This window comes from Gluconacetobacter entanii (genome assembly GCF_013155425.1).
Lineage (GTDB): Bacteria > Pseudomonadota > Alphaproteobacteria > Acetobacterales > Acetobacteraceae > Novacetimonas > Novacetimonas entanii.
Map to the genome: position 1 here is coordinate 12,662 of NZ_JABJWD010000023.1, position 15,167 is coordinate 27,828.

At 64.2% G+C, this 15,167-nt stretch carries 14 protein-coding genes, 1 tRNA gene and 1 riboswitch; of the genes, 6 read left to right on the forward strand and 9 right to left on the reverse strand.

Translation table 11 applies throughout. The annotated features are described in order from the left end of the window. The first annotated feature begins 113 nt into the window (after positions 1-113). Positions 114-1,808, forward strand: a complete 1,695-nt coding sequence (locus HNH97_RS05240; RefSeq protein ID WP_171790132.1) for an alpha-keto acid decarboxylase family protein — start codon at positions 114-116, stop codon at positions 1,806-1,808. 143 nt (positions 1,809-1,951) lie between these two features. On the opposite strand, the gene HNH97_RS05245 is transcribed toward HNH97_RS05240, so the two are convergent. Then, positions 1,952-2,464, reverse strand: coding sequence for a GNAT family N-acetyltransferase (locus HNH97_RS05245; RefSeq protein WP_171790142.1), 513 nt, complete (start codon positions 2,462-2,464; stop codon positions 1,952-1,954). 170 nt (positions 2,465-2,634) lie between these two features. On the opposite strand from HNH97_RS05245, the gene HNH97_RS05250 reads away from it, so the two are divergent. Further along, entirely contained in the window at positions 2,635-3,144 is a 510-nt protein-coding gene (locus tag HNH97_RS05250) for a GNAT family N-acetyltransferase (RefSeq protein WP_171790133.1), read from the forward strand. Between the two features lie 174 nt (positions 3,145-3,318). Here HNH97_RS05250 and HNH97_RS05255 read toward each other — a convergent pair whose 3' ends face one another. Then, entirely contained in the window at positions 3,319-5,982 is a 2,664-nt protein-coding gene (locus HNH97_RS05255; RefSeq protein WP_171790134.1) for an AAA family ATPase, read from the reverse strand. Next, on the reverse strand, positions 5,979-7,121 hold the full coding sequence (locus tag HNH97_RS05260) for a metallophosphoesterase family protein (RefSeq protein ID WP_171790135.1): 1,143 nt from the start codon (positions 7,119-7,121) through the stop codon (positions 5,979-5,981). Before HNH97_RS05260 ends, HNH97_RS05255 begins: the two co-directional genes overlap by 4 nt. A 216-nt stretch (positions 7,122-7,337) precedes the next feature. Here HNH97_RS05260 and HNH97_RS05265 point away from each other — a divergent pair, with 216 nt between their 5' ends. Continuing rightward, positions 7,338-7,511, forward strand: coding sequence for a hypothetical protein (locus HNH97_RS05265; RefSeq protein WP_171790136.1), 174 nt, complete (start codon positions 7,338-7,340; stop codon positions 7,509-7,511). A 136-nt stretch (positions 7,512-7,647) separates the two neighbouring features. On the opposite strand, the gene HNH97_RS05270 is transcribed toward HNH97_RS05265, so the two are convergent. Both HNH97_RS05270 and HNH97_RS05275 read right to left on the reverse strand, forming a co-directional pair. Then, positions 7,648-8,658 carry a phosphotransferase enzyme family protein gene (locus HNH97_RS05270; protein ID WP_171790137.1) on the reverse strand — a complete coding sequence of 337 codons (1,011 nt, stop codon included), beginning with the start codon at positions 8,656-8,658 and terminating at the stop codon, positions 7,648-7,650. A gap of 48 nt (positions 8,659-8,706) precedes the next feature. Continuing rightward, positions 8,707-10,188, reverse strand: coding sequence for a carbohydrate porin (locus tag HNH97_RS05275; RefSeq protein ID WP_171790138.1), 1,482 nt, complete (start codon positions 10,186-10,188; stop codon positions 8,707-8,709). 291 nt (positions 10,189-10,479) lie between these two features. On the opposite strand from HNH97_RS05275, the gene moaB reads away from it, so the two are divergent. Together moaB and HNH97_RS05285 are read left to right on the forward strand one after the other, a co-directional pair. Beyond that, complete coding sequence (gene moaB / locus HNH97_RS05280) at positions 10,480-11,028, forward strand: molybdenum cofactor biosynthesis protein B (protein ID WP_171790139.1); 549 nt, start codon at positions 10,480-10,482, stop codon at positions 11,026-11,028. Positions 11,029-11,059: 31 nt separating this feature from the next. Continuing rightward, entirely contained in the window at positions 11,060-11,632 is a 573-nt protein-coding gene (locus tag HNH97_RS05285; RefSeq protein WP_110913887.1) for a DJ-1/PfpI family protein, read from the forward strand. A gap of 132 nt (positions 11,633-11,764) precedes the next feature. On the opposite strand, the gene folE is transcribed toward HNH97_RS05285, so the two are convergent. From folE to metZ, 3 genes are all read right to left on the reverse strand, one after another. Continuing rightward, positions 11,765-12,379 carry a GTP cyclohydrolase I FolE gene (gene folE, locus HNH97_RS05290; RefSeq protein WP_171790140.1) on the reverse strand — a complete coding sequence of 205 codons (615 nt, stop codon included), beginning with the start codon at positions 12,377-12,379 and terminating at the stop codon, positions 11,765-11,767. A gap of 77 nt (positions 12,380-12,456) precedes the next feature. Further along, positions 12,457-12,867 carry a Co2+/Mg2+ efflux protein ApaG gene (apaG, locus tag HNH97_RS05295; RefSeq protein ID WP_110913910.1) on the reverse strand — a complete coding sequence of 137 codons (411 nt, stop codon included), beginning with the start codon at positions 12,865-12,867 and terminating at the stop codon, positions 12,457-12,459. An 86-nt stretch (positions 12,868-12,953) separates the two neighbouring features. Next, positions 12,954-14,156, reverse strand: coding sequence for an O-succinylhomoserine sulfhydrylase (gene metZ / locus HNH97_RS05300; protein ID WP_171790141.1), 1,203 nt, complete (start codon positions 14,154-14,156; stop codon positions 12,954-12,956). A 146-nt stretch (positions 14,157-14,302) separates the two neighbouring features. Next, positions 14,303-14,383: riboswitch (SAM riboswitch) on the reverse strand. A 147-nt stretch (positions 14,384-14,530) separates the two neighbouring features. Between metZ and HNH97_RS05305 the strand changes: the two genes are divergently transcribed. After that, positions 14,531-14,604, forward strand: a tRNA-Gly gene (locus tag HNH97_RS05305). 29 nt (positions 14,605-14,633) lie between these two features. Here the strand turns inward: HNH97_RS05305 and HNH97_RS05310 are convergent. Beyond that, on the reverse strand, positions 14,634-15,167 hold a 534-nt coding region (locus tag HNH97_RS05310; RefSeq protein WP_338085462.1), incomplete at its 5' end, for a hypothetical protein.

Sequence of the window (15,167 nt, forward strand, 5' to 3'; positions counted from 1 at the left end):
GCTTCACCAAGAACTTTTATTATTTCTGGCAATGGTTTGTTCTGGGACATTCTTCCATGTGGTCGCATGACCCATCATGTGGCCATCCGCAATAAAAACGGAGGGACACGAACATGGCCTATACTGTCGGACATTACCTTGGCGACCGCCTTGCCCAGATCGGGCTGAAGGATCACTTCGCGGTTGCGGGGGATTACAACCTCGTCCTTCTGGACCAGCTTCTGGAAATTGACGGGCTGCGGCAGGTCTATTGCTGCAATGAACTCAATTGCGGGTTCAGCGCCGAGGGCTATGCCCGTGCGAATGGCGCGGGTGCGGCCGTCGTGACCTTCAGCGTCGGCGCGCTGTCGGCCCTGAACGCGATTGGCGGGGCCTATGCCGAAAACCTGCCGGTCATCCTGATTTCGGGCGCGCCCAATTCCAACGACCATGGCAGCGGGCATATCCTGCACCATACGATCGGCACGCCGGATTATTCCTACCAGCTTGAAATCGCAAAGCGCCTGACCTGTGCTGCGGTGTCCGTCACCTCTGCGGAGGAGGCGCCGGCCCTGATCGACCATGCGATCCGCACGGCCCTGCGGGAAAAGAAGCCCGCCTATATCGAAATCGCGTGCAATGTCGCAGCCCAGCCCTGCATGCGTCCCGGCCCGGCAAGCGCGGTCCTGGCCGAAGTGCCGTCCGACCCCGCGAGTGTTGCGCAGGCGGTGGAGGCACTGACCCGCTTTATCGAAAGCCGCAAGAAGCCGGTGCTGCTGATCGGCAGTCGCGTGCGCGCGGCGGGGGCGGAGGACGCCGCGATCCGCCTGGCCGATGCGCTTGGCTGTGCGGTGGCGACGATGGCCGCGGCCAAGGGCTTCTTCCCCGAGGATCATCCCGGCTATGTCGGCACCTTCTGGGGCGATGTCAGCAGCCCCGGTGTGCGCCAGATCTTTGACTGGTCGGACGGGATCATCGCACTGGCCCCGGTCTTTAACGACTATTCCACCGTGGGCTGGACCGCATGGCCGCGTGGCGAGAATGTCGTGGTGGCGGACGGGCGGCATGTAAGTGTCGAGGGCGTGGCCTATGACGACATCCACCTGCGCGATGTGCTTGATGGCCTGACGAAGGCGTGGGGGACGCGCCCGAAGAAGGACACGACGATCACGGAATTCCACCGCATCCACAGGCCTGCGGCCCCGGTTGCGGCGGCCGACCCGTCCGCGCCGCTGGTGCGTGCGGAAATGGCGCGCCAGATCAGCGGTGTGCTGACCCCGCGGACCACCCTGATCGCGGAGACGGGGGATTCCTGGTTCAACGCCATCCAGATGAAGCTGCCGCATGGCGCGCGCGTGGAACTGGAGATGCAGTGGGGCCATATCGGATGGTCGGTGCCCGCCACGTTCGGCTATGCCGTGGCGGAACCGGAACGCCGCATCGTGCTGATGGTCGGTGACGGGTCGTTCCAGTTGACGGCGCAGGAAGTGGCGCAGATGGTGCGGCTGAAGCTGCCGGTGCTGATCTTCCTGGTCAACAACCGTGGCTACACCATCGAGGTGCAGATCCATGACGGTCCGTACAACAACGTCAAGAACTGGGATTATGCGGGCCTGATGGAAGTCTTCAACGCCGAGGACGGCAAGGGCCTTGGCCTGAAGGCGACGACGGGCGGCGAACTGGCGCAGGCGATCGAGAAGGGACTGGCCAACCGTGAAGGCCCGACCCTGATTGAATGCACCATCGACCGCGATGACTGCACCAGCGACCTGATTTCGTGGGGACGCCGCGTGGCCAACGCCAATGCCCGTCCGCCCGAGGAGCGGTAATCCATAGAAGTTTCTGGTGAGGCTTCTGATCGAAAAAGCTTCGAAGAACGCTGCCTTTTCAGGCGAAAGGCAGCACCCCAGAAATTTTACTGTGCATCAAGGAACAAAAAACCGGGGAGGGGGCCATGTGCCTCCTCTTTTCTTTACGGACATGCAGGGTTACGGGACCACGCTCCACCCGTCAGGCTGGCCCGCATCTGGCAGCACGGCAGGATCTGTCCGTCGCTCATGTCCAGGTTTTCGGCCTGCTGGAAAACAAAGCCGAGGCTTTCATAAAATGACCGGGCGTTGAGGGAGGCCAGCACTGTCAGGCTTTCCAGCCCATCGGCATGGGCGATATGCAGGATGTGCCGGACCAGCAGCCTGCCGATCCCCTGATGCTGATGGTGGGGATGGACGTAACATTCGGTCAGTGTCTGGCGGCTTCTGTCGTAACCGACATAGCCAACGATCCTGCCGTCACGTTCGGCGATAAAGCGTGCCCTGCTCCGGGCGAGGCGGAGGAACTGCACCTCTGTCCGTGTTGCCCATTCCGCCCGCTGGCGTGCGCTATAGAATTGCGTCCCGATATTGCTGATCGCCGCGCGGTAAAGGGCAAGGGCGGAGTGCGTCTCCGACGGGTCTATCGGCCTGATGAGGATGTCTATATGCTGGATGCCTGTCCCATGTCGTGCGCCCTTACTGCGTTTTCATTTCGCTGTGTCGCCATGGGCGTATCCTGTGCCACAGGGACCGGATTGCGTGACGGCGGCCATGACCGGTATCTTTCGTGGCGGGCGGCGACGGGGGTTTCGTCGTGTGCGACGCCACCATGACAAGGATGACAATGACGATCGAAATCAGGGAAGCCTCGGTTTCGGATTCCCGTTCCGTGCTGGAAATGAAGCGTAAACTGGATGGCCAAACGCGCTTCATGATGTTCGAACCTGATGAGCGTTCCATGGACGTCGCGGCGATGCAGTCAGAAATAGCGCAGCTTCGTGCCGCAGACAACTCCGTCCTCCTGCTGGCCTTTGCGCAGGGGACAGACGTGCCGGTCGGCTATGTCGAGGTCACGGGGGGCAGGTTCCGCCGCAACCGCCATGTCGGCAGCCTCGTGATCGGGATATGCGCCACCCATACCGGTATGGGGATCGGGACGGCGCTGCTTGGCGCGTGCGCGGACTGGGCGCGGGCGCATGGGATCGGCCGGCTGGAACTGACGGTCATGGTGCATAATGACCGGGCGATCCGCCTGTATGAAAAAAGCGGCTTTGTGGTGGAGGGGCGGCGTGTTGCGGCGCTGATGGTCGATGGGGTGGCGGTTGATGAATATGTGATGGGGCGGATTCTGTAAGGGAAGGGTCTTCTTTTTCTGAAGAAAAAGAAGAAAAAAGACTTTTATTATTTAAAAATACGGTAGTTCTATATGGTTATTTATATAAATCAGGAATAATTTGAAAAATTATAAAGTAATAAAAGTTTTTGGGTGCCGCCTTTTTTCAAAAAGGCGGCGTTTTTTTACACCTTCCTACATAGAAGAGGCCTGTTCCACAGCCTCCACGCTCAACCGCCGCGCGCCCAGCCCCGCGAACTGTTCCGACCGGCATGTCAGGATGATGATCTGCAGGCGGCGCGACATTTCCGTCAGGATATCGAACATCTGCTCCATCCGGCCACTGTCGGAAAATGTCAGCGCGTCATCCAGCACCACCATCGCCTGCTGTCCGCGTGTATGCAGCAGGTCCGCCATGCCCAGCCGCGCCAGAACCGCGATCTGTTCGCGCGTGCCATCGGACAGGTCGGCGAATTCCTCCGTCACGGTGCGGGTGATGCCGGTGATCGAAAAATCGGTCCCCAGCGTCACCTGCGCCCGGGGGAACAGTCCGCGCAGGGCCGGTTCCATCGCGCGCGTCAGCGGGGCAAGATACTGCTCCGTCGCATCGCGCGCCGTTGCCGCCAGCGTATCGGCCAGCAGCGTCAGGATTTCCACCTGCCGCGCACATTCGGCGCGTTCGCGCGCATGCCCGTCACGCAGGCGTTCGTGTTCCGCGATCCGTTCATCCAGCCCGTCGCCTTCCGCGATGCCGATGCGACCCGACAGGGCGGCGATATCCTGACGCAGTTCGCCCACCCGCGTGCGCCGGTCCTCCAGCGTGCGTTCAAGGCGGCTGATGCGGGCCGCCACCATGGCCTCGTCCTCGTCCGGGCAGTCGGCCTCGCACATGCGCAGGGCGCTTTCGGCGGCGTCGCGCGCGGCCTGTGCCTCCTGATGACGGGTGGCGAGGGCCTCGTCCGGCTGTGCCATGCGCTCCCGCGTCAGTTCCAGCGTCAGGCGGTCAAGCTGCTGTTGCGCCTGTTCCAGTTCCGTGTGGTGGCGTGTCAGCATGTCGCGCGCCTGCCGGGCTTCGCCATCGGGGGACAGCAGGGCGGCGCGGGCGGCCTCCACCTGCGTCTCCGCGGTGCCGAGGGCGTCCTGCACCTCGGCCAGCGGGGGCAGGGTGGCAGCGTCCGGGTCCTGCGCCACGCTGGCGAGCAGCCGGTCAAGCTCCATGACCCGCGCCCTTGCCGCCAGCAGCGCCGCCGCCGGGTCGGGCATGTCGGCGGACAGCAGGTGGGCCTGCATCTTGCGGGCCTCGCCCACGGCGCGTTCGGCCTGCTGGCGCGCGACATGGGCGTCCATCGCCGCGGTCATGTCCGCACATCCCGCCTGCGTCAGAAGGGCGGACAGCGCATCGCGCGCCTGCGTGCGGGCCTGCAGGGCCTGTTCATGGTCGCCATCACCGGGCGGCGTGATGCGGATGTCGCCAATGCCCGGAACATGGACGAGCGTGGATGCGGTGATTTCCAGCCGCGTACCCGACAGCGGCGCGCCATTGATGCTGACCTGCCCCGCGATATCGGGCCGCAGGCTGAATTCGAGGCGGGTCGCCTGTTCGCTGTAACGCGCGCTGGCGCGGTCCGCCGCACGCTCCGCCTGGCGCAGGCGGTTCATCATCGCATCATCGACATGCAGGGGCGCAAGGTGAAGTTCGGCCTGCGCCACCTGTGCCGCCGCCTGTTCCAGCCGTGTGACAAGGGTGGTCGCGTCGGCCTGTTCGCGCCGCCATGTGCTGGCCTGTTCGCGCAGGCTTGCGCGGCGGTGCATCTCCTGCGCGGCCTGCAGGCGGGCCATCGCGCCCTGCAGTTCATGCTGGCGCGCGACTGTTGCCTGTTCCGCGCGGTCGCAGCGCTGCTGCGCGCTTTCCATGGCTGCGCGCAGTTCGTCCGTGCGCGTGCGCAGGCGCTGGCGTTCGGTTTCCATCGTCGCGCGGCGGGCGATGGTGTCCTGCGCAATGGCCAGCCTGCCCTGTGCAAGCTGCACCTCCGCCTGCGCGGCCTTCAGGCGGGCGGCATGCTGGCGCAGGCGGTCGTGATCGCGGCGTGCCTGCGCAAGGTCGGCGGTTTCCTGCTCATGCCGGGTGGCGTCGTCGGCATGGTGCAGCAGGCGGCGCTTTTCGGCCAGCGTCTCGATATCGTCCTCGAGTGCGCGGCGGCGTTCCACCAGGCGCGCGATCTCCGCACTGGCGGCGTCTTCCTCCGCAATGGCGGTCTTGTAACGTCCCTTCGGGTTGCCCCGCCCGTCAAGCAGGACGGCACGTTCGTCACGCACCACCGCCAGAAGCCGCGTCGCCTCCGCCCCGCCGGTGATATTGCCCAGTTCCCCCTCCAGGCAGGCGGTCAGGGCGTCGCTGGCCCGGCCCGTCAGTTCGGGCTGCCTCAGGCTGTCGCCCTGCGTGACCCACAGCGCGTTCCAGATGCCGCAGGCCTCGCCCCGGCCCTGCGCCTCCAGCCCCATGATCTCGTGCAGCTTTTCTTCCGCATCGGCATTGGCGAACGTCTCCTCCCCGACCTTCAGGCTCATGCCCGCGCGCGACAGGAAGCGTTTTTCAAGGTGGCAGGGGATATCGTTGATGCTGAAATCCACATGCACGCTCGGGCCGGTGCTCTGGTCGGTAAAGGGGCGCAGTTCCTTCACCGACCTGCTGGTGCTGGAATAACGCCACATGAACGCTGCCCGCAGGGCGGCAAGCAGCGTGGATTTGCCGAATTCATTGCGCGCGGCCAGTACGTTCAGCCCCGGCCCCAGACCGCACAGGCGCGTGGGTGTTACGAATTTGCGCAGGTTCGCGACCTTCAGACCATGCAGGATCATGATACGGTTCCCTTCCGCCCGTCCGCCGCGTTGACCATCAGCGCAAGGCGGCGCAGGGCGGCGGTGGCGATGTCGCGCTGTGCCTCCGGTCCGTCGCCCGCGCGTTCCGACAGGATGGCCGCCGCCGCGCGCACCGCGCCCGTGCCGAACAGGTCGAGGTCGTCCGCATGGGGCAGCAATGTCGGTTCCCCATCGACGCGCAGCAGGCGCAGGGCGGAGCCAAGCGCGTCGAGCATGTCCTGGTACGCCTGCAGCCCCTCCAGCGACAGCGCGCCGCGCACGTCCAGCCAGACAAGCACGCGGTCCGCCTCCTGCGGGTCGATGTTGCGCAGGCGATGTTCCAGGGCGGCGATATCGTGCGCCTGCGTCAGGGTGGCGCTGTCACGGTGCCACACGAAGCGGCCGACGCGGTGGGACGTGACCTCCGGCAGGGCGTTGGGACCGGCAAGGTCCACCACAAGGGCATGCCCGCCCCCGTCGCCGCCCCGGTCGAACCCGTCGATTTCGGGTGTGCCACTGTACCATGTACGTTCGTCGATGCGCTGCTGCCCGTGCCAGTCCCCAAGTGCGAGGTAGGACAGGCCCGCGCGCCGGGCGCGGTCGATGGCGATGCGGTTCTGCACTTCCTCGCTGCCGAAATCACGCACCGACCCATGGGCCAGCCCGACGCGGATGACGCCGGGGGGCGTTTCGGCCGAATCCATGTCCGCCGTCGGGTCGGTCGCGACATGGCGGCGTTTCAGGCCGCCGGGAATGACCCATGCCGCCCCGGCCGGGTCCATCGGCGCGGGCCGGCCGTCAAGGTGGGCGGTGATGTTGTCCGGCAGGCCGATGGCATGCAGCCGGTCCCAGATGCCGCCGGGCACGTTGGGGTCGTGGTTGCCCGCGATCAGGTGCCAGCACAGGTCGGGGAACTGGCGCATGCGCTCGATCGGCTGGCGCAGGGTCCGGTCCACCGGGATTTCATGGTCATAGATGTCGCCCGCCACGACAACGGCGCTGGCGCCCTGTTCGCGCGCCAGTCGCCCGATGCGTCCTATGACCTCCAGCCGCTGGTCCTGCAGGACAGATTGCGTGCTGTCATCGGCAAAGCGGAAGACCTTGCCAACCTGCCAGTCGGATGTGTGAACAAAGCGCATGGATGCGAGTATCATCCCCCATCGTCATGTCACAAGACGCAGTGGCGGGGTGGTGATGGGGTAAACAAAAAAGTGATCCAGAAGGTGTAGATAAATTCGAACTATGGCCTTGCTGCCTCAATCTGGTCATATATGACGATTAGGTAATAAATCATCGATGCGGCAACCTACCTGTCGCGATGCCCCCGCTTCGGCACAGTTACGGAACACGAAACGATGCCTTCAGTGACTGAGACGCTTGTCAAGACTTCTTCCCATTCCGGCGCTTCCGGCCTGTCTTCCGATGACACGACCGCGCGTTCGCAGAATGTGCGCTCCATTCACCTCAACCACCGCCGCGCGCTGCTTGATTACGCCCGCACGCTCGACTGCGCTGCTGAAACGGCCTGATTCCCCGCGTCCGGGAAGGCCGCCTGCCGGATCTGGATACCATCCACGCCGGCACGGGTGAATGACATGGATCATGCCTGCGATTGCAAAGGCCATGATGACCGGTCATGAGGATGTGGACGAGTCGCCTGCGCCGTTACGCCCCGATCCGCCGGGCAAGGCGCCCGTCGAGGTAATCGCGGCACACTGTCACGCAGCCTGTGGCCCATTGTGGCCCAAGGGCCTGCACCTGCGCCGTATGGGCGTGTGATGTCGCCCATGCCAGAAGCTGCACCCGGCGCTGTGCGATCAATGCGGGCAGGATCGACAGGTCGGCGCGCTCCACGGGGGTCATGGTTTCATATCCCCGCAGCCAGTGCGCGACCCAGTGCGGCATCCGGGGATGATCCTCGAAAAAACTGAGGGCTGCGGCAAGGTCCTGCATGAACCAGCTAAAGCCGCAATCATCAAAATCAATGATATGTGTGCGCTCCCCCGCGATCAGCAGGTTGGCCAGCCGCAGGTCCGCATGGATCAGGCCGAAACGCGCCGCGCCATCGCCATAGGCCGCAAGTTCCGAACCTGCCTGCGCCATGGCGTGGGTGATCGTGTCGCGCGCGCGCGGATCCAGCCCCTGCGCCGCCTGCCACTGCCCCCATGCGGCCGCCGGCCCGACCATGGTGGCATGCGTCCAGACCTTGCGCCGGAAACCCTGCGGCCTGCGCCATGCGCGGCTGTGCTGGTGCAGGCGCGCGGTAATGCGGCCAAGGCGGGCAAAACTGCCGGGATCGATATCGGGCGTGGGTTCGGTCCCGTCGATCCATTCGAACATCACGACATGCCGTCCCGATGTGCCGGGCGTGCTGACATGATGCAGCCGCTCCCCGTCCATCGCGCACACGGCGCGCGGCACCTGTATGCCCGCGGCCCGCAGGCTGTCGAGCCATGCCAGTTCGCTGCGGATTTCCGTGGCGTCATGGTATCCGGGGCGGTGGACACGCAGGACGCGACGCCGCCCGCCGGGCAGGTCAATGCGATAGGTGGCGTTTTCCGACAGGCACACAAGGCGCGGCACGCCACGCTCCGCCGGGGGATAGAGGGCCATGGCGGCACGGGCGATCGCATCGGGATCGCCTGCGCGGAAAGGGGCAGGGGCGACATCACTCATGATGCCGTCCTTCCTACATCTTTGCGCGCGTGACCGCGATGGGGGACGTCACAGGATGCAGTTGAACTGCAGCGCCATCACCGCGGCATCGTGATAGGTCGTGGTGCCGCCCGGGCGGTTGATGTACTGGAAGTCGGGCTGGAAGCTCATGCCGCGCGCCGCATGGATGTTGTAGAACAGTTCATACACATCCTCATGCGTCTGGATGCCCCACGCCTGTCCCCACTGGTTCGACAGCAGTGGCTGGCCCGTCAGCATGGAGGATTCCTGCTGCAGCACCGAGGAACGGCTCATTTCGAAATAGTGGAACATCGCGCCCATGGTATCGAGCGGACGGCCCCATTTCGCGCCGGTTTCGATCATGCCCGCCCACGCATGCTGCTTCATGGCCGAGACCTTGCCGGAGGTATACATGTACCCCGCCAGGCCGATCAGGCCGTTCGTCGGGCCCTTGCCATTGCGCACGAACATCTGGTCCGCCTGGAACCATGCCGTGCTGACCCCCGATTCCTTGCGGAAGGGGCGACCGGTGATCACGGCCGAATTGCCGTCGATGTCCTGGAACAGGTCGTTGTACTGCGAATTGTCATAGCCATAGCCCGCCTTGTAATGACCGGCGAGGTGATGGCGGCCGAATTCCGGCAGCCAGCCGATTTCCACCGGGGTGGAGAAGTGGCCAAGGCCGCTCTGCGCCCACGACCAGCCGGAAATGCCGCCGTTATAGGCATGGGGCGAGACGGCGAACATCGACGCCATGATATAGGTATCGACCGTCGGCATGACGCGCATCACGACGCCAAGGTTGCCCGAAGGCCAGTCACGGCCGCCCGGAACATACTTGCCGGGCGCGGGATTGCCGCAGATCGACACGTTCATGAAGTTACAGAACAGCGGGGATGCGGCAAAGAAGCTGCCGACCGGGATCCAGCCCGCGCTGATGTCGAGTCGGTTATGGAACAGTGACTGTTCGGCATACATGTACACCAGATGGGCCACGACGTTACCACGCGCGCCATAGATCTGCTGCACCCCGCCCAGGGAGTCATGGATGTATTCGGTGCTGAGGTTCGTGCCATGGCCGTTGACGATCATGGTATGGGTCCAGAAATTCTTGAGCCCCGCCAGCCTGTTCCAGTCGATGTCGATTTCCACGCCCGTCTGCCCCGCATCGGTGACGCCCTGCTTGGCGCCGCCGCGGAAGTTCCCGGCCAGTTCCTCATGCTCGTCAGCGGCGATGTGGATGCCGTGGCGCACCAGCCATGGCTGGAGGCCCAGCCAGTCCCCGAAGAAATGCTGGTTGCCATAGGGTGCGCTGAAGAACTGCCCCGGGTCCTGCGCCCATGCGGACTGCGTGCGCCGGGCGTTGGCAGCCACCATTGGCTGGGTGCCGATCCCGCCCATGCTGTCGCCCGGTATGGCCTGTGCGAAGGCCGGGGCCCGATCGGCGATAAGCACAAGAAAAGACAGCACGATGGGGGCAAGAAAGAGTGGAATTATCCTGATCATCCGCGCATTCGTAGCATATTTCATATTGGAGATGAACCTTGGACAATAAATTTTATGAACATTTGTTTAGTATGAAATAATATGATGCATAATTCCATGCAACGCCAGAAATTCAAAAATATTTCGTTGTTACAAAAAGGATAATTTTTTTGTGCAATGCACAAATAGTCAGTAAAGTTATTTCTGGACTTCCGCTTTAAGTGATTACTACAGGTATCTCTCCCGGTCATCTTTTCGCGATGTGATATTGCGCCATCCCTCGATCATGGCAGATCGAGATTGACGAATGGTGTGCACGGGGGCGAAGATCGCGGCATGTCTCGACTGGATATGAACAAGCCCTTCCTGCCGGTCCGCATCGCGGTGATGACGGTGTCCGACACGCGTACGCCCGCCGATGACCGTTCCGGCGACATCCTTGCCGAACGGATCACGGCGGCAGGCCATCACGTGGCCGCGCGCGCGATCGAACCTGACGACGCCGATGCGATCGCCGGGCGCCTGTCGCAATGGATTGCCGATCCGCAGGTCGATGTGGTGATCTCCACCGGCGGCACCGGGGTGACGGGCCGCGACGTGACGCCAGAGGCGTTCGAGCGGGTGATCGACAAGCGGATCGAGGGGTTCGGCGAACTGTTCCGCATGCTGTCGTACCAGAAGATCGGGACCTCCACGATCCAGTCGCGCGCCCTTGCGGGGGTGGCGGACGGGACCTACCTGTTCGCGCTGCCCGGTTCCACCGGGGCGGTGCGCGATGGCTGGGACGACATCCTTGTCTGGCAGCTCGACAGCCGCCATGTGCCCTGCAACTTCGTCGAACTTATGCCGCGCCTGCGTGAACACCTGCCACCGGGCCACGACTGATCCGCGCCACATCAAGGAAAGGGCTTTGGCAATGACGAAAAAACTCCTCCTGCTGGCCGGTGACTATGTCGAGGATTACGAGATCATGGTCCCGTTCCAGGCGCTGGGCATGCTGGGCTACCAGGTCGATGCCGTCTGCCCGGGCAGGAAGAAGGGCGATCATGTCCTGACCGCCATCCATGATTTCGAGGGCGCGCAGACCTACAGCGAAAAGCCCGGTCACCGCTTTGCCCTGACGGCGACGTTCGATGACGTGCGGCATGAGGAATATGCCGGCCTGGTCATTCCCGGTGGCCGCGCGCCGGAATATCTGCGCCTTGATGCGCGGGTGATCGCGCTGGTGCGGGCGTTCGCGGACCGGCCGGTCGCCGCGATCTGCCATGCGGCGCAACTGCTGGCGGCGGCGCGGGTCATTGCCGGGCGCAGGGTTTCGGCCTATCCCGCCTGCCGTCCCGATGTCGAACTGGCGGACGGGATCTTTGCCGACATCGCCATCGACGCCGCCGTGACCGATGGCCTGCTGGTGACGGCCCCGGCCTGGCCCGCCCATCCGGCGTGGCTGGCGCAGTTCATCGCCGTGCTGGGCGCACGGGTCGAGATCTGACCCGCCCCCATCAGGGGCATTGACAGCAAAGTGACAGAAGTTTCTGGGTGCCGCCTTTTTCCAAAAAGGCGGTGTTCTTTCGAAGCTTTTTGAAAAAGGCTTCACCAAAAACTTTCATCTGATGACAGCCGCCTAGACCCCGCCGGTAACGCCGGGGCGGTTCAGGATCGACAGGAATTCCCGCCGCGTGTCGGAATTGCTGCGGAACGTGCCCAGCATCCTGCTGGTGACCATCGACACGCCGGGGCGGTGCACGCCACGCGTGGTCATGCACTGGTGCGAGGCCTCGATCACCACGCCCACGCCGCGCGGTTGCAGGACCTCGTTGATGGTATTGGCGATCTGCGCCGTCATGCGTTCCTGGATCTGGAACCGCCGGGCATAGGCATCGACCACGCGCGCCAGCTTTGAAATGCCGACCACGCGCTTGCGCGGCAGGTAGGCGACATGCGCCACGCCGATGATGGGCACCATGTGGTGTTCGCAATGGCTTTCAAAGCGGATATCGCGCAGCAGCACCATCTCGTCATAATCCTCGACCTCGGAAAAGGTGCGGGTCAGGAGATCGACCGGGTCCTCGGCATAGCCGCAGAAGAATTCCTCGTACGAACGCACCACGCGCGCTGGCGTGTCGTGCAGCCCTTCGCGCCGGGGGTCTTCGCCGGCCCAGCGCAGGAGCGTACGCACGGCATCTTCTGCCTCCTCACGCGTGGGGCGGGGCAACGGGGCGGAATCGGTGGGGGTCATTGCTGTGTTCTGTCTTGTTCCTGCGCGCCACGCCCGTCCGCGTGCGGGCGATGGCAGGCATGGGTGTTGATGGGGTGTTAATGGAAGATGGCGGGGTGATGCGGGCTGTCGAGGCTGAAGGTCGGGATGTTCACGTCGAAATGTTCGCGCGTGCCGGGCTGGACCATGTGATAGGTCCCGCCCATGAATCCCGTGGGCGTCTCCAGCGCGGCACCCGACATGTATTCGAAACAGCCATCCGCGTCGATCACGGGCTGTTCCCCCACGACCCCGTCGCCCTGCACATGTTCGACGCGGCCCTGCCCATCGACAATGCGCCAGCTACGCCGCAGGAGCTGGATCGCACTGTCACCATGGTTTTCCACCCGGATGCGATAGGCCCAGACAAACCGCCGCTCCTCCGGTTCCGACTGGTCATCCAGCCAGAACGTCTGCACCAGCACCCGCACATCGCCTGTGCGCGCCTCGTAACACGGGGTGTTGTCGATGGCGCTCGCCAGGGCGGAGTCGGGATCGTGTCCGGGGGGAGGGGGGAACGACTTGTTCTGGGCCATAAGGTACTCCGGGCTGTGGATCAGCGCGCGGCGACGGCGCTCAGGCCGCGACGCAGATCGTCAATCAGGTCCTCCGCATCTTCCAGTCCGACGGAAAAGCGGATCACGCCATCGGTAATGCCAAGGCGCGCGCGCTCTTCCGGCCCGATCTTGTGGTGCGTGGTGGTGGCCGGGTGCGTCACCAGCGAGCGCGCATCGCCAAGGTTGTTGGAAATGCTGATCAGCTTCAGCGCGTCCATGAAGGCGAAGGCCCCTTCCTTGCCGCCCGCGACCTCGAACGCGACCAGCGTGGAGCCTGCGCTCATCTGCTTCATCGCCAGTTCGTGCTGCGGATGGTCGGCGCGGCCGGGATAGAACACGCGCAGGATCTGCGGCGCGGAAGCAAGGAAGTCCGCCACCTTGCCCGCATTCGCGGTCATCGCGTTCACGCGCAGCGACAGCGTCTCCAGGCTCTTGAGCATCACCCACGCATTGAACGGGGAGAGCGTGTTGCCGGTGTTGCGCACGAACGGACGCAGCACGTCGTCAAGCCATTCCTTCCGCCCCAGCACCGCACCGCCCAGCGTGCGGCCCTGCCCGTCGATATGCTTGGTGCACGAATAGACGACGACGTCCGCGCCAAGCTCCAGCGGTTTCTGGTAAAGCGGGGTGGCGAACACGTTATCGACCACCACGATCGCCCCGGCCCTGTGCGCAAGGTCGCAGACCGCGCGGATGTCGAGGATGTCGAGCATCGGGTTCGACGGGCTTTCGAGCAGCACGGCGCTGGTCGGCTTCGACAGGGCTTCGGCCCATGCGGACAGGTCCGCGCCATCGACGAACACGGTTTCGACCCCGTAGCGCGGCAGCAGTTCGGCCACGATCCAGTGGCACGACCCGAACAGCGCGCGTGACGCGACGACACGTTCGCCCGCGCGCACCTGCGCCAGCAGCGCGGAGGAGACTGCCCCCATCCCGGTGGATGTGGTGACGCAGTCCTCCGCTCCCTCAAGGTTGGCAAGGCGGCGTTCGAGTGCGGTGACAGTGGGGTTGGAAATGCGGCTGTACTGGTAATGCTGCACATCACCAAGGAACGTGGCCTCCGCCTGTTCGGCGCTGTCATAGACAAAGCCTGACGTCAGGAACAGCGCCTCGCTCGTTTCGCCATAGGGGGTGCGTTCCTCGCCCGCATGCAGCAGGCGGGTGGCGGCGCGCCATTCGGAAGGGGTGGAGTTCTCAGTCATGATCGTCAGGATTCCCAAACCAGAAAATCGTCAGAAACGCCGAAAAAGGCAGAGGCCCGGACCGGAAAAAAGGGCTTGGAATGATCCGGGACAAAGCTTCCTTCGGCAATGGATCGTCCGACCGTGGAAACCATGACACCAGCGCCTTGTGGCGGCATCAGGCCTCTTTAGCGCGTCTGTTTAACCTCGCCGCAAGCCGGCCGAATCAAATCACGAGGGTCCCGGCCCCATGGCAGGGCGCGCGGTACAGGCACGGTTATTGCGGATTGCACCCATGCTCGTCAACTGCCGCGGGCGGGCATCGGCCCTGTTGCATCCGGGCCTGCGGGAACGATTGCATTGGGTCGGTCCCTCCGCTATAGGGAGGGCAGCACGCGGGTGTAGTTCAATGGTAGAACGGCAGCTTCCCAAGCTGCATACGAGGGTTCGATTCCCTTCACCCGCTCCATGCTTTCCCCGGATCGACGGAAGATGTCCTTACCGCACCGCCGCAGGGCCGGGGGGCGAAGGTGTCGTCGCCTGCGTGTCGTCATAGGTCGAGCCGTTCCAGATCCAGCGATCCCCGTCATCGACCAGCAGGTCATGCATGCCGCCATGGCTTTGCGGCATGATCCGCACCGGCCCACTCAGCGAATCGAGAACCTGCGTCCAGCGCGTCCCCCGGCGCAGGAAGACGGAGGTGGAACAGCCTGCGGACCCGCACAGGCCCGGCGACTGCAACTGCACGAACAGCGCCATGTCCCCTGGCTGGTCCGACAGCGGCCCCGATGCCGTCAGGATGACGGGATGTTCGCCGCGCGCACGCGCATCACGCAGGTCCTGCGCCTGCAGGATATGCGCCTGCCGGTCGAGTTCCGTGCCCGGATGTTGCGCCAGGATGACCGTCGCCCCCCGATCCGTGGCGGCCTGTGCCCCCGCGATGCCCCCCATGCACAGCGCCCCCGCGACCATCGCGCCATGCAGCACGGACCGCCATGTGGCAGTGCGTCCGGCAGGGAGGGAGGGGGAGGG